General features: G+C 64.5%; 12 protein-coding genes and 1 tRNA gene. 7 read left to right on the forward strand and 6 right to left on the reverse strand.

Going from position 1 to position 13,228, the window contains the following annotated elements; all coding sequences use genetic code 11:
• The first annotated feature begins 56 nt into the window (after positions 1-56).
• Both IE125_RS03050 and IE125_RS03055 read left to right on the forward strand, forming a co-directional pair.
• Complete coding sequence (locus IE125_RS03050) at positions 57-602, forward strand: glycine zipper 2TM domain-containing protein (protein WP_189443090.1); 546 nt, start codon at positions 57-59, stop codon at positions 600-602.
• Positions 603-762: 160 nt separating this feature from the next.
• The gene (locus tag IE125_RS03055) at positions 763-2,067 is read left to right on the forward strand and encodes an NAD(P)/FAD-dependent oxidoreductase (protein WP_373297360.1); all 1,305 of its coding nucleotides are present in this window, start codon (positions 763-765) and stop codon (positions 2,065-2,067) included.
• A 4-nt stretch (positions 2,068-2,071) separates the two neighbouring features.
• Here the strand turns inward: IE125_RS03055 and IE125_RS03060 are convergent, their stop codons facing one another.
• The 6 genes from IE125_RS03060 to hemA form a co-directional block, all read right to left on the reverse strand.
• Entirely contained in the window at positions 2,072-3,352 is a 1,281-nt protein-coding gene (locus IE125_RS03060; RefSeq protein WP_189443092.1) for an NAD(P)/FAD-dependent oxidoreductase, read from the reverse strand.
• 118 nt (positions 3,353-3,470) lie between these two features.
• Positions 3,471-4,241: a HesA/MoeB/ThiF family protein gene (locus IE125_RS03065; protein ID WP_189443093.1), complete on the reverse strand. Its 771-nt coding sequence runs from the start codon at positions 4,239-4,241 to the stop codon at positions 3,471-3,473.
• A 53-nt stretch (positions 4,242-4,294) separates the two neighbouring features.
• Positions 4,295-4,792, reverse strand: coding sequence for an Lrp/AsnC ligand binding domain-containing protein (locus IE125_RS03070; RefSeq protein ID WP_189443094.1), 498 nt, complete (start codon positions 4,790-4,792; stop codon positions 4,295-4,297).
• A 201-nt stretch (positions 4,793-4,993) separates the two neighbouring features.
• Positions 4,994-5,827, reverse strand: a complete 834-nt coding sequence (gene prmC / locus IE125_RS03075) for a peptide chain release factor N(5)-glutamine methyltransferase (RefSeq protein ID WP_189443095.1) — start codon at positions 5,825-5,827, stop codon at positions 4,994-4,996.
• Positions 5,824-6,912 carry a peptide chain release factor 1 gene (prfA, locus tag IE125_RS03080; RefSeq protein ID WP_189443096.1) on the reverse strand — a complete coding sequence of 363 codons (1,089 nt, stop codon included), beginning with the start codon at positions 6,910-6,912 and terminating at the stop codon, positions 5,824-5,826. The genes prmC and prfA overlap by 4 nt, the downstream gene beginning before the upstream one ends.
• 16 nt (positions 6,913-6,928) lie before the next feature.
• Positions 6,929-8,203: a glutamyl-tRNA reductase gene (gene hemA / locus IE125_RS03085; RefSeq protein ID WP_189443097.1), complete on the reverse strand. Its 1,275-nt coding sequence runs from the start codon at positions 8,201-8,203 to the stop codon at positions 6,929-6,931.
• 305 nt (positions 8,204-8,508) lie between these two features.
• Between hemA and IE125_RS03090 the strand changes: the two genes are divergently transcribed.
• The 5 genes from IE125_RS03090 to IE125_RS03110 all read left to right on the forward strand — a co-directional run bounded on the left by IE125_RS03090 (position 8,509) and on the right by IE125_RS03110 (position 13,227).
• A complete protein-coding gene (locus IE125_RS03090; protein WP_189443098.1) occupies positions 8,509-10,290 on the forward strand; it encodes a tetratricopeptide repeat protein in 1,782 nt (593 codons plus the stop codon).
• Positions 10,265-10,957: a lipoprotein insertase outer membrane protein LolB gene (gene lolB / locus IE125_RS03095; RefSeq protein WP_189443099.1), complete on the forward strand. Its 693-nt coding sequence runs from the start codon at positions 10,265-10,267 to the stop codon at positions 10,955-10,957. Before IE125_RS03090 ends, lolB begins: the two co-directional genes overlap by 26 nt.
• Entirely contained in the window at positions 10,954-11,814 is an 861-nt protein-coding gene (ispE, locus tag IE125_RS03100) for a 4-(cytidine 5'-diphospho)-2-C-methyl-D-erythritol kinase (RefSeq protein WP_189443100.1), read from the forward strand. The genes lolB and ispE overlap by 4 nt, the downstream gene beginning before the upstream one ends.
• 135 nt (positions 11,815-11,949) lie before the next feature.
• Positions 11,950-12,024 (forward strand) — tRNA-Gln (locus IE125_RS03105).
• A gap of 261 nt (positions 12,025-12,285) precedes the next feature.
• A complete protein-coding gene (locus tag IE125_RS03110; protein WP_189443101.1) occupies positions 12,286-13,227 on the forward strand; it encodes a ribose-phosphate pyrophosphokinase in 942 nt (313 codons plus the stop codon).
• Position 13,228: the final 1 nt, after the last annotated feature.

A 13,228-nucleotide genomic window follows, 5' to 3' on the forward strand; every position in this document is an offset into this window, starting at 1 on the left:
GCGCTTTCCGCTATCAAAGTCATCGCGGCGGAAGGGCCCGGAAGAGGAGCAGAAGCATGAACAAGCCAATCATCATCGGCGGCGTCATTGCCGCGCTGGGTATCGCCGGAGGCATCGCCGTCGGTTCGTATCAATCCAGCGAGAGCGGTCCCCGCTATGCGGATATCGTCAGCGTCGATCCCATCGTCCAGACCACCGAGACACCGCGCCAGGAGTGCAAGAACGTGACCGTCACGCACCAGCGCCCGGTGCAGGATGAGCACAAGATCGCGGGGACCGCCATCGGCGCGATCGTCGGGGGCGTCGTCGGCAACCAATTCGGCGGTGGCAGCGGCAAGAAGATCATGACCGCGGCCGGTGCCGTGGGTGGTGGCATCGCCGGCAACCAAGTGCAGGGCAAGATGCAGCAGGGCGACACCTATACGACCACCGAGCAGCGCTGCAGCACGGTCAAGGAGAGCAAAGACGAAACCGTCGGCTACGACGTGCGCTACCGCTTCGACGGCGAGGTTCGCGAAGCCAAACTCGATGACAAGCCCAGCGAAGACCGTGTGCTGATGAAAGAGGGCCAGCCACAGTGGGGCGACAACGCCTCCTCTTGACTGGCCGATCACTGGCATCGGTACGCGAACCGTTGCGGTGAACAGGACGCCCGGCACCCGACCATCCGCCGGGCGTCTTGCGTTACTTGGTCAGTTGTGGGCTGTCACGCGACTCGCTACCATCGAAGCGTGTCAAATAAAATCAACGTTCGAGTCGCCTATCGTGTCCCACCACTCCGTTTCGACCACTCCGGCTTCTCCCGTCGCGTCCTATTACGCGGCCTCCGCGAACGACTCGCCCACCCGCGCGCCGCTCGATGGCGAAGCGAAAGCCGATGTATGCGTCATCGGCGCCGGTTTCACGGGCATCTCCTCGGCACTGCACCTAGCCGAGCGAGGTTTCAAGGTCATCGTGCTGGAGGCGGCGAGCGTCGGTTTCGGCGCCTCGGGCCGCAATGGCGGCCAGATCGTCAATAGCTACAGTCGCGACATGGATGTCATCGCCGCCAAGTACGGTGACACCACGGCTCGCGCGCTCGGCAGCATGGCCTTCGAAGGGAACCGCGTCATTCGCGAACGCGTGTCGACCTACGCGATCGATTGCGACCTCAAGGATGGCAATCTCTTCGCCGCTTGTAGCGACAAGCAGATGGCTAGCCTTCGTGAGCACAAGGCGCTCTGGGAGCGCTACGGCAACGACCGCCTGGAACTGCTCGAGGGCGATGCCTATCGTCGCGAGATCGACTCCAAACGTTACGTCGGTGCGCTGCTCGATCATTCGGGCGGGCATCTGCATCCGCTCAATCTGGTGCTCGGCGAAGCGGCCGCCTTCGAGTCGCTGGGCGGCACGATTCATGAGCAGACGCCGGTCGTCCAAATCACGCACGGTGATACGGTGCGCGTCCGGACACAGCACGGTAGCGTCGTCGCCGATCAAGTCATCGTCGCCGGTAATGCCTACCTGAGCGGGCTCTTGCCCGATCTCGAGGGCAAGAGCATGCCCTGCGGCACCCAGGTCATTGCCACGGCACCGCTGGAAGAAGCGCAAGCGAGCGCCCTGCTGCCGAACGATCGATGCGTCGAGGATTGCAACTACCTACTCGACTACTATCGTCTCTCGGCGGATCGCCGCCTGATCTACGGTGGCGGCGTGACCTATGGTGGGCGGGATCCGGCGAGTGTCGAGGGCGCCATTCGGCCCAATCTCGAACTCACCTTTCCCCAGCTGAAAGGCGTGAAGATCGACTACGCCTGGAGCGGCAATTTTCTGCTGACGCTCAACCGGCTACCGCAGTTCGGTCGCATCAATCGCAACGTTTTCTACGCCCAGGGCTACTCCGGCCACGGCGTCACTTGCACCCACCTTGCCGGCCGGCTCATGGCGGAAGCGCTGAGCGGCCAGTTCGATCGCTTCGATGCCTTCGCCGAGATTCCCCACACGCCGTTTCCAGGCGGAAGGCTATTTCGCGTGCCACTGACGGCGCTGGGCGCCTGGTACTACCGGCTGCGGGACCGCCTGGGTTGATCGCCTAAAGCTTGTCGCGTAACCGGTAGAAGGTCGTGGCGAGCGCCAGCAGCGGAATGCGCAGGCGCTCGCCGCCCGGGAAGCGCCGGTGATCGAGCGCGGCGAAAGCGTCGAAACGCTCGGCCTGCCCCGCCACCGCTTCGGCAAGCAGCTGGCCCGCCAATCCGGCCAGCGACATGCCGTGCCCCGAATAGCCCTGCGCGTACAGGATATTGTCGCCCACGCGCCCGAAGTCAGGAGCGCGATTCAACGTGATCCCGACGTCTCCTCCCCAGCGGTAATCGATCTCCACGCCATGCAGAACCGGGAAGAGCGTCTGCATCTTGTCGCGCATGCGTGCGTCGAGTTTTCTTGGCTCGCGACCGGTATAGCTGACTTCGCCGCCGTAGAGCAGTCGACGATCCGCCGACAGGCGATAGTAGTCGAGCACGAAATTGGCATCCGAGACCGCCGGATTGCTGGGGAGAATCGCTGACGCGACCGACTCGCTCAGTGGCTCGGTGGCGATGATGTAATTGGCAACCTTCATCACGCGGCCACTCAGCGCGGGCAGCAGACCATCCAGGTAGGCGTTGCAGGCGACGACGACGAATTCGCAGCGAACCGAGCCCTGCGCCGTCACCACCCGCGGCCGCACACCTGGCTCTACACGCAGCACGGGCGTCTGCGTATGAAGCACGCTACCCGCACGCTGGGCGGCTCGCGCGAGACCCAGCGTGTAATTGAGCGGATGCAGGTGCCCGCCCTCGGCGTCGTAAAGCCCCCCAAGGTATTGATCGGTGCGCACGTGAGAGCGCAGCGCGTCGCGATCCAGCCACTGCTCGCCGTGGTAGTCGTAACGCGCCGCCATCATCTCCGCATGGCGCTGCATGGCGCTGACGTGACGCGGCTTCACCGCCGTATGAACATATCCCTGACGCAGGTCGCAATCGATGTCGTGACGCGTGATCAGCGCTCGGGTCAAACGCACCGACTCGCAGCTCATCGCCCACAGTCTGCGCGCGTCATCCAGCCCGAGCGCCGACTCGATCACCGGCATCTCGGTACCGAATCCCGGCAGTATCTGTCCCCCGCTACGACCGGAAGCGCCGTGAGCGATCTCGCCGGCTTCGAGCAGCGTGACCCGGTAACCGCGCTCGGCCAGATGCAGCGCCGCCGAACAGCCGGTCACACCACCGCCGATGACGCAGACGTCCGCCGTCTGCTCATCGCGTAGCGGGTCCGTGGCATCGAGCGTGACGTTGCGGCTGGCAAGGTAATAGGAATCTGGAATCGTATGGGGCATGGAGCGACCGTGCAGCAAAAGGGGATAACACACGCAGAGGCTTTCGCCATCCTAGCCCGCCCGACGCGCGGAGGGTAGCCAGGGACTCGACCCGCCCTCCGGCCGCGTCGCTGTCCTCTCAGCGCGAAACCGGCGCTGACATCCGGCTTTCACCACAGACCGGACAGGCGGGGTCTCGCGGCAACGTGTAGCGTCGCCATTCACCGCTCAGGGCGTCGAAGGTCGAGAGGCCTTGATGAGATCGGCCGGCTCCGCTGATCAGCTTGAGCGCCTCGAGCGCCTGAAAACTGCCGATGATGCCGACTAGAGGCGACACCACACCGCTCTCGGCACAGGTGAGCGACTCGTCGTCATCCTGCTCACCGTAGAGACAGGCGTAACAGGGCGCGTCCGCCTGCCGAGGGTCGAAGACCGCGAGCTGGCCGGAGAAACGAATCGCGGCCCCGCTGACTAGCGGCGTTCGTGTCGCCACGCAGGCGCGGTTGATCGCCTGACGACTACCGAAGCCATCGGTGCAGTCGAGCACCACGTCTGCGGCCACGACCTCCTCGTGCAACGAGCGGCCCTCCAGCCGCCGCGCCAGCGCCACGACGTCGCACTCGGTGTTCATCGCTCGCGCGGACTCGGCCGCGGACTCGGCCTTGCTGCATCCGAGCGTCGCTTCCGAGTGAGCGATCTGACGCTGCAGATTGGAAAGCTCCACCTGATCGTCGTCGGCAATCACCAGGCGACCGACCCCCGCGCCAGCCAGATACAGCGCCGCCGGCGAGCCGAGTCCGCCCGCGCCGACGATCAATACGCGAGACGCCAGCAGGCGCTCCTGACCTTCGATATCGATCTCGCCCAGCATGATATGGCGGCTGTAGCGCAGCAGTGCATCGTCGTTCATGGACGTCTCTCGTCGCTCGCGGGCTGGTGGTGAATGTGCAGTCTGGAGAACGTCTACGCGTCGAGCGCATCCAGATCGGGGATGGGCAGCGCCGACGCCTCCTTGACCTCCTCCATCACGACGTAGCTCTTGGACTCCTTGACGCCGGGCAGCGTCAGGACCACGTCGCCGAGCAGCTGACGGTAGGCCGACATCTCGGGGATGCGACACTTCAAGATGTAGTCGAACTGCCCGGATACCAGGTGACATTCCTGAATCTGAGGCAGCTCGGCGACCGCCTTGCGGAACTCGTCGAATACCGCCGGCGACTGCGTATTGAGACTGATCTCCACGAAGACCAGCAGCCTCGCGCGCAGCGCGGCAGGGTCGAGGATCGCCTTGTAGCCCCGGATGATACCCGCCCTTTCGAGCCGCTTGACGCGTTCCAGGCAAGGTGTCGTCGAAAGACCGACCTGTGACGCCAGATCCACGTAGGAGATTCGCGCGTTGTCCTGCAGGCAACGCAAAATGTTCAGATCGATTCGATCGAGTGATCGCGATTTGGCTTTCATTGCTGTAATTGTTCCAGCCTTGGGTTGAATGCACCCCAAGCGGAGAGGCCGTTCCCTTGATGACGCACCATGACTGACGCGCCCTACCTCAGCCGCTCGGAAGGGGCCCTATTACTACCATAGGCTTCTTGACACCACTAGCGCGTTAACGAATGGCGCTTCAACGCCCCGATAACGCTCGCCAGCACCGTCGGCGGCAGTCTAGCGCCAGCGACCACCGCTGACGCGTTCGTGACCGGCCAGGTCGCGATGCGACGCAACGCCTGCAAAGCCGCGCTGCGTCAGCATGTCGCGTACCGAAGCGCCCTGCGCGTATCCATGCTCGATCCATAGCTCGCCGCCGTCACTGAGGTGCAGGGGAGCCACGGAGACGATGCGGCGAATATCGTGGAGCCCCTGGTCCGCGGCGACCAGCGCGGATTCGGGTTCGAAGCGCACGTCGGAGAGCGCGAGATGCGGATCGCCCGCGGCGATGTAGGGCGGGTTGGAGACGATGAGATCGAAACGTCGCTCGCCGACCGCGGCGAACCAGTCGCTCTGCAGAAAGGCCGCGTTAACGATCTGAAGACGACGGCCGTTGTCGGTTGCCAGCGCCACCGCGTCCTTCGCCACATCGACGCCGGTCACCTGCCAGCCAGATCTTTCACTGGCGAACGCCAAGGCGACCGCGCCGGTACCCGTTCCCAGATCCAGCAGCGCGCCAGTCGCGCGGCCCGCGCTCGCCTCGAGCGCGACCTCGACCAGTCTTTCCGTATCCGGCCGCGGGATCAGCGTCGCCGGAGACGTCTGGATGGGCAGCCCCCAGAACTCCCGCTCCCCGGTGAGATAGGCCACTGGCCAGCCCTCGACGCGGCGACCGACGAGTGCCTCGAACGCCTCGGCCACATCGCGTGCCAGCACTCGATCACCCCAGGTATAAAGCCAGGTGCGATCTCGCTGGCAGACATGAGCCAGCAGTACCTCCGCGTCCAGCCGAGCGGTCGACGAAGCGTCCAGCCGAAGCGTCGCCTCTCTCAGCGCCTCGTCGATGGTCATTCGTCGCCCTGGAGCGCGGCAAGCTGGTCAGCCTGATACTCATTGATCAGCGGGCCGATCACCTCGTCCAGATCCCCGCCGATCACCTCACCGAGCTTGTAGAGCGTCAAATTGATGCGATGATCGGTCAGACGTCCCTGCGGAAAGTTATAGGTGCGAATGCGTTCGCTGCGATCACCGGAGCCGACCAGCGAGCGGCGCGTATCCGCCTGCTGCTGTCGCTGACTGTCCACCGCGGCCTGCTTGAGCCGGGCAGCCAGCAGCGACATCGCCTTGGCCCGGTTCTTGTGCTGGCTGCGCTCTTCCTGGCATTCGACCACCAGGCCTGTCGGCAGGTGGGTGATACGGATCGCCGAGTCCGTGGTATTGACGTGCTGACCACCGGCACCACTGGAACGGAAGGTGTCGACGCGAAGGTCGTTGCTGTTGATCTCGATATCGCCAACCTGGCTGGCTTCCGGCATGACCGCGACGGTGCAGGCGGAGGTGTGGATGCGACCCTGGGACTCCGTCGCCGGCACTCGCTGTACCCGATGCGCGCCGGACTCGAACTTCAGGGCGGCATAGACGTTGTCGCCCTTCACGCGTGCAATGATCTCCTTGTAACCGCCCTGCTCTCCGTGACTCGCGCTGACGATCTCGACTCCCCAGCCGCGGCGCTCCGCGTAGCGGGAGTACATGCGAAACAGATCACCGGCGAACAGCGCCGCCTCGTCACCGCCGGTACCCGCACGCACTTCGAGAAAGATGTTGCTGTCGTCGTCCGGATCCTTGGGCACCAGCTGGCGCTTGACCGTCTCCTCGAGCTCCTCGAGGCTCGCGCGGGCGGCACGCCACTCCTCTTCGGCCATCTCGCGCATCTCGGGATCACTGTCCTGACGCATTTGGTCGGCCGCCTCGATATCGCCTTCGGTGCGGCGATAGGCGAGCCACGACTCGACCAGCGGCTCGAGCTCGGCGTACTCGCGCGAGTAATCGCGAAAGCGGGGTTGGTCGGTGATGACCTCAGGTTCGGAGAGGAGTGCCGACAGCTCTTCGAAGCGCTCCTGAAAGGCGTCGAGTCGGTCGCGCAGGGACGCCTTCATGCCCAGTCCTGTGTTTTCATAGCGCGTCCTGTGTCGTGGTGGGGCTTTCGAGCAGCAAGCTGTCGGCCGCCTGAATGATATCTTGACGGGATTGTCCCGAAGCCTCGCGCAGTCGTAGCGTTGGGCCGTGCATGAGCTTGTTGGCCAGCTGATGCGAGAGGCGCTTGATCACCGCTTCCGGATCTTCTCCGCGCGCAAGCTGTGCCAGCGCCTCTTCCTCTGACTCGCGTCGCAGCGACTCACCGTGCTGGCGATAGCGTCGGATGAGATCCCCTGCACCGCGCACACGCCGCTCGTGCAGCCAGTGCTCTACCCCGCTGTCGATCAGCGACTCGGCCTGACGCGCGGCGACTTCGCGGTGACGACGATTCTCGGCGATGACCTGCTGGAGATCGTCGACGCTATAGAGGAAGACGTCATCGAGATCACCGACTTCGGGTTCGATGTCGCGCGGCACGGCAATATCGACCATGAACATGGGCCGATGCCGACGGACCTTCAGCGCTCGTTCGACCATCCCCTTGCCCAGGATGGGCAGGTCGCTCGCCGTCGACGCGATGACGATATCGGCCTGCTCGAGCGCCTGGGGAATGCCGCCGAGCTCGATCGCTCGGGCATCACACGTTTCAGCCAGCGCCTGTGCCCGTGCCAGCGTCCGGTTGGCGACCGTCAGCCCCATGATGCCCGCCTCGCGCAGATGACGGGCAACCAGATCGATGGTCTCGCCGGCGCCGATCAACAGCGCCCGCGCGCGACTGAAATCATCGAAGATGCGGCTCGCCAGGCTCACGGCGGCATAGGCTACCGAGACCGGGTTCTCACCGATCGACGTCTCGCTGCGCACCTTCTTTGCCACCGAGAAGGTCTGCTGGAACAGCCGCTCCAGTTCGCTGCCGAGCCCGGTATGCTGCCGCGCGATCTGATAGGCGTCCTTCAGCTGCCCGAGAATCTGAGGCTCCCCGAGCACCATCGAGTCGAGACCGGCGGCCACTCGCATCAAATGCCGCGCGGCTTCGCCGTCGTGATAATGATAGGCGCAGCCCAGCAGCTCCTGGGCAGCCATGCCGTGAAACTCGCTCAACCATTCGATCAGCTGGCTTTCGCCATCCGCGACCGTGATGCAGTAAAGCTCGGTACGGTTGCAGGTCGAGAGCACCGCCGCCTCGCGCACGTCGGGTAACGCCCGCAACTGCGTCAGCGCGGCCTCGAGTTGCGCCGGCGAAAACGCGACACGCTCTCGCATGTCGATCGCGGCAGTTCGATGATTGATACCCAGAGCTAGCAGCGTCATGAAATCATGGTCGTTCATCTTGCAAGGACCCTGCTCGTGCCACAGGCACGGCAGATCGCAGGTCGTCGAGGAGAGCGCGAAATGTCAGGAAAACGCGCCATCCAGCCATCCTCGGCCTACACCAAGGCATGAGATCGCCGATGACGGGCCCCGGCCGTTTCGACCGGCGCCATCGAGCGGCGTCATTTTAGCACAGCCGAGAGACACTTAGCAGGCGACGGATCGGTTCGTCCGGCCACCTCGACGGCATTGACCCCCGCCCGCCAGCCGTTATGCTGAGCGGACTGATCAATCTCGAGGACGGCATGCCCACACGTCTGCTTCTGGCCGCCGGCTGCGCGGCCCTGTTGGCCGGTTGCCAAAGCATGTCGACCAGCTCTTCCGCGGCCGAGGGGATGTCGGCGTCCGGTCACGACCCCATGGCATCGGCGCCCCCGGTCACGCAAGGCTTCGATGCCGATGGCCTGTCCCAGGTCCTGCTCTCGGAGCTTGCCGGCCAGCGCGGCGATTTTCGCCGCGCTGCCGAGGGCTATCTGGCCGCGGCGGATCGTTACCGCTCGGCGGCGCTGGCCCAGCGCGCGACGCTCGCCGCCCGCTACACCGACGACACCTCGCTGCTGCAGACGACGGCCAATCGCTGGCAGCAGTTCGCACCCGAGGACAGCGCGCCGCAAGAGCTGCTCTCCGGCATTGCCGTCGATCGCGGCGACTGGCCCGCTGCGCTGCAACACCGACTCGCACTCGCCGCACAGGGACAGAATGGTCAGCTGCTGGCGCTGGCCGACTTGGCGATCGAATCCGGCGCGGAGATACCGCCGCTGGTCGCACAAATGCGCCAATTCGTCGCATCGCATCCCGACAACGCCGACGCCCAGATGGCCACCGCGAGATTCGAAGCCGCTGGCGGCGATGTCGACCGCGCCCAGCGCCGCCTGACTCGCCTCGCCGCCCGCTATCGACAGCTTCCCGAACTCTGGCTGACTCGCGCACAGATCGCGCTGGAGGCCGGCGATTACGCCCTGGCAGCGTCGAGCGCCGAGCACGGTCGCGAGCTGGCGCCCGACGACAGCCGCTTCCTGCTGGCGCTTGCCCAGGCGAAGATCGCCAGCGGGGACATTGCCGGCGCCGAGCAGCAGATCGATCAGCTTCTCGCCCGTCATGACGATACGCCGGGGCTACGGATCGGACTGGCGCAACTCTATCTCAACGCCGACGCGCTGGCGCCAGCGCGCCGCCTGTTGCTGCCATTGCTCGACCGCGACGATACGCCGCCCACTGTCTACTTGCTGCTTGGTTCGATTGCCGAAACGGGAGGTGAGCTGGACAACGCCCTGCTCTACTACCGTCAGGTACCGACAGGACCGGGTTTCATCGAGTCCCGCGCCCTGGCGATCAGGATGCTGGTCGGGGCCGAACGCATAGAAGACGCGAGCCAGTTCGTGCAGATCGAAAGCCTGCGTCACCCCACGCAGCGTGCGACCTTGACGCAGATCGGCATCGATACCCTGGACGATGCAGGGAAGCCCCGGGCCGCCGACGCGCTGCTGACGGAGAGTCTCAACCAGTCTCCCGATGATGCTCAGCTTCTCTACGCGCAGGCGATGCGTAATTTCGCCCGCGGCAAGGTGGACTTGATGATGACGCAGATGCGCCGGATCATCGCCGACAACCCGAAAGATGCCGAGGCCCTCAACGCGCTTGGCTATACCCTGGCGACAACGACCGAGCGCTACGATGAAGCCTTCGATCTCGTCGAGCGTGCTCACGCGCTCAAGCCGGATAGCCCCGCCATTCTCGATAGCCTCGGCTGGATCCACTTCAAGCGTGGCGACGTTCAGGCCGCCATTCGATATCTGCAGCAGGCGTACGCCGGACAGCCAGATCAGGAAGTCGCCGCCCACTTGGCCGAGGCACTCGCGGCCGATGGGCGGACCGACCAAGCCAGGACGATCGTCAACGCCGCGCTCGGCAGTGCCGACAGCCACCCCGATATCGATAAACTCTTGACCAGCCACCCGGAGCTGGCACCGCCGCCTGCTCCCGATTCGACAGGACGTCCCGATGCACCCTCTCCAACCGGCCAGTGACGGCCTGACATCTCCTCGACACGTGACACCGATGACCGCGCGACAGCCTCGACGTCTACCCTGGCGCCCGTTCACCGCGCTCGGGCTTGCCATCTGGCTCGTCGGCTGCGCGAGCCAGGCGCCCTCACCGGAGGTGCCGCGCCAGCCGGATGACTGGCAGCGCCAGCAGTCGGACCTCGCCGCATTCGACGACTGGAAACTGGCCGGCAAGGTCGGGCTTCGCACGCCTGATGACAGCACCAGCGCCAACCTCGACTGGACCCAGACGCCAAGCCACTACCGCATGCTGATCAGCGGGCCTTTTGGCACCGGACGCAGCGTCCTCGAGGGACGCCAGGGCGCTGTCACGTTGACCACAGGCGACGGCACGTTCAAGGCCGACTCTCCGGAAGCACTGATGCAGCAGCAGTTGGGCTGGTCACTGCCGATTTCCGCGCTCGACTACTGGGTTCGCGGCCTTCCGGCGCCGGGCGCAGCGCATCGAGTGATAGCCGACACGCTCGGCTTTCCTGCCCAACTCGAGCAGGCTGGCTGGAAGATCGACTATCGCGACTGGACCTACGCCGGCGATCTCTGGCTCCCTAGCCGCCTGATCATGACTTACGACGATATCCGCGCCACACTGGTGGTGAATGCCTGGGAACCTGGCGCGACGGCAGAGCCATGACATCGCTGAGCCTGCCTGCACCCGCCAAGCTCAATCGGTTGCTGCGGATCTGCGGGCGCCGCGCCAATGGCTATCACGAGCTGCAGACGCTGTTTCAACTGCTCGACCATGGCGACACCCTGTACGTCACGGCGTTGACCCACAGCAACGACATCGACCTTGCCCCGGCCATGCCGGAGATCGCGACCGAGGATAACCTTATCGTCCGCGCCGCTCGACTGCTGCAGCAGGAAACCGGATGTCGTGCCGGGGCCCGCTTCAAGCTGGAGAAGCGGCTACCCATGGGCGGCGGCCTCGGCGGCGGGAGCTCCAACGCCGCGACCGCGCTGCTGGCGCTCAATCATCTATGGGAACTGAAGCTGGACATCGAGACGCTCGCCACGCTCGGCTTGCGCCTCGGCGCCGATGTTCCAGTCTTCGTCCGCGGTCACACCGCCTGGGCGGAGGGAGTCGGTGAACGTCTGGTGCCGGTCGATCTGCCCAATTCGTGGTTCGTGGTCATCCATCCAGGCGTCGCCGTCTCCACCGCCGCCGTCTTCGGCGATGACGGTTTGACACGCGATAGCGCGATCATTAGTATGCGCGACGCACTCGACGGGGCTGACGCCGACGCGGCGTGGCGCAATGACTGCGAAAGGGTCGTTCGCGCTCGCTACCCCGAAGTCGACCGCGCGCTGACCTGGCTTGGCCAGTACGGTGCGGCGATGCTGACGGGCACCGGCGCTTGCGTCTTCTGCCCGCTCGAGAGCGAGGCCCGGGCCATCGAAGTCCTGGGGCGAGTTCCCGACGAGTGGCACGCTTTCAAGGCGCAGAGCTGCACGCGATCACCGCTGCATCAGCACCTTGGAATCGCCTGAGGCGGCGATCGAGGCAGCCGATGGTTACGCGATTTTTGTCAGGTTTTTCAGACTCATTTCGCGCCAACGACTGGTTTTCGGTCCAAGCCTAGCCAAGGGTCAGCGCTTTTGCGCATAATGGCCCGACGCAATTGCTGGGGTATCGCCAAGTGGTAAGGCACCGGTTTCTGGTACCGGCATTCCCAGGTTCGAATCCTGGTACCCCAGCCACTTTCCTGAATCTCGACAAGCCTGCATACGGAAACCGGGACGCGATGGCCATTCTGCCCAGACGATTTCCCTACCGGCGTTGCGGTCGCTTTTCCTGCCGTCAAGACGCAACCCTGCCTTCATCGAGCTCGTCCGGCGCGACGCGTTCTCATGGGTTCGCCGCCAGCGCTTTTCTCTCGCGTTTCTTCAGTCTTGTCTCTCGCTTCGGTCCGAAACGAATGTCCTCCACTGATCTCAAACTGCTCCCAAAGGTGGCTGCGCGTGTCTAAATTGATGGTTTTCACCGGTAACGCCAACGTCGGACTCGCTTCCAAGGTGGCCGAAAGCCTCGACAACCGACTCGGCCACGCCACGGTCGGTCAGTTCAGCGACGGGGAAATCGCCGTCGAGATCAACGAGAACGTGCGCGGTAAAGATGTCTTCATCCTGCAGTCGACCTGCGCACCGACCAACGACAACCTGATGGAACTGATTTTCATGGTCGACGCGCTGCGCCGCGCCTCGGCTACCCGAATCACCGCCGTCGTCCCCTACTTCGGCTATGCGCGCCAGGACCGTCGAGTTCGCTCCGCCCGCGTGCCGATTTCGGCCAAGGTCGTGGCCGACATGATGGTCAAGGCCGGCGTGGATCGCGTGATGACCATGGATCTGCACGCCGATCAGATCCAGGGCTTCTTCGATGTGCCGGTGGACAACGTCTATGGTTCGCCGATTCTGCTCGACGACATCGAACGCCAGAACTATGACGACCTGGTCGTCGTGTCTCCCGATGTCGGCGGCGTCGTCCGTGCACGTGCCATTGCCAAGCAGCTGAACGTGGACCTGGCGATCATCGACAAGCGGCGCCCGCAGGCCAACCAGGCGCAGGTCATGCACATCATCGGCGATATTCAAGATCGCACCTGCGTCGTGGTCGACGACATGGTCGATACGGCGGGAACCCTGTGCAAGGCAGCGGAGGCGTTGAAGGATCACGGGGCCCGCCGCGTGGTGGCCTACGCCACTCACCCGATCCTTTCCGGCCCCGCCGTGGACAATATTAGTGGTTCGGTGCTTGACGAACTCGTCGTTGCCGATACCATACCGCTCTCCGAACCTGCACGCCGCAGTGGCAAGATCCGCCAATTGACCGTTGCCGGTCTCATTGCCGAAGCCATTCGTCGCGTCAGCAACGAAGAATCCGTCAGCGCGATGTTTCACTGAT

This window comes from Salinicola rhizosphaerae (assembly GCF_014652715.1).
In the GTDB taxonomy this organism is placed as follows: Bacteria; Pseudomonadota; Gammaproteobacteria; order Pseudomonadales; family Halomonadaceae; genus Salinicola; species Salinicola rhizosphaerae.

What these genes read in the sequence shown, in the direction of transcription:
- IE125_RS03050 (WP_189443090.1), top strand. Translation starts at nt 57, where the DNA reads ATGAACAAGCCAATCATCATCGGCGGCGTCATTGCCGCGCTGGGTATC.
- IE125_RS03060 (WP_189443092.1), bottom strand. Translation starts at nt 3,352, where the DNA reads ATGCCCCATACGATTCCAGATTCCTATTACCTTGCCAGCCGCAACGTC.
- IE125_RS03065 (WP_189443093.1), bottom strand. Translation starts at nt 4,241, where the DNA reads ATGAACGACGATGCACTGCTGCGCTACAGCCGCCATATCATGCTGGGC.
- IE125_RS03070 (WP_189443094.1), bottom strand. Translation starts at nt 4,792, where the DNA reads ATGAAAGCCAAATCGCGATCACTCGATCGAATCGATCTGAACATTTTG.
- prmC (WP_189443095.1), bottom strand. Translation starts at nt 5,827, where the DNA reads ATGACCATCGACGAGGCGCTGAGAGAGGCGACGCTTCGGCTGGACGCT.
- prfA (WP_189443096.1), bottom strand. Translation starts at nt 6,912, where the DNA reads ATGAAGGCGTCCCTGCGCGACCGACTCGACGCCTTTCAGGAGCGCTTC.
- hemA (WP_189443097.1), bottom strand. Translation starts at nt 8,203, where the DNA reads ATGACGCTGCTAGCTCTGGGTATCAATCATCGAACTGCCGCGATCGAC.
- IE125_RS03090 (WP_189443098.1), top strand. Translation starts at nt 8,509, where the DNA reads ATGCCCACACGTCTGCTTCTGGCCGCCGGCTGCGCGGCCCTGTTGGCC.
- lolB (WP_189443099.1), top strand. Translation starts at nt 10,265, where the DNA reads ATGCACCCTCTCCAACCGGCCAGTGACGGCCTGACATCTCCTCGACAC.
- ispE (WP_189443100.1), top strand. Translation starts at nt 10,954, where the DNA reads ATGACATCGCTGAGCCTGCCTGCACCCGCCAAGCTCAATCGGTTGCTG.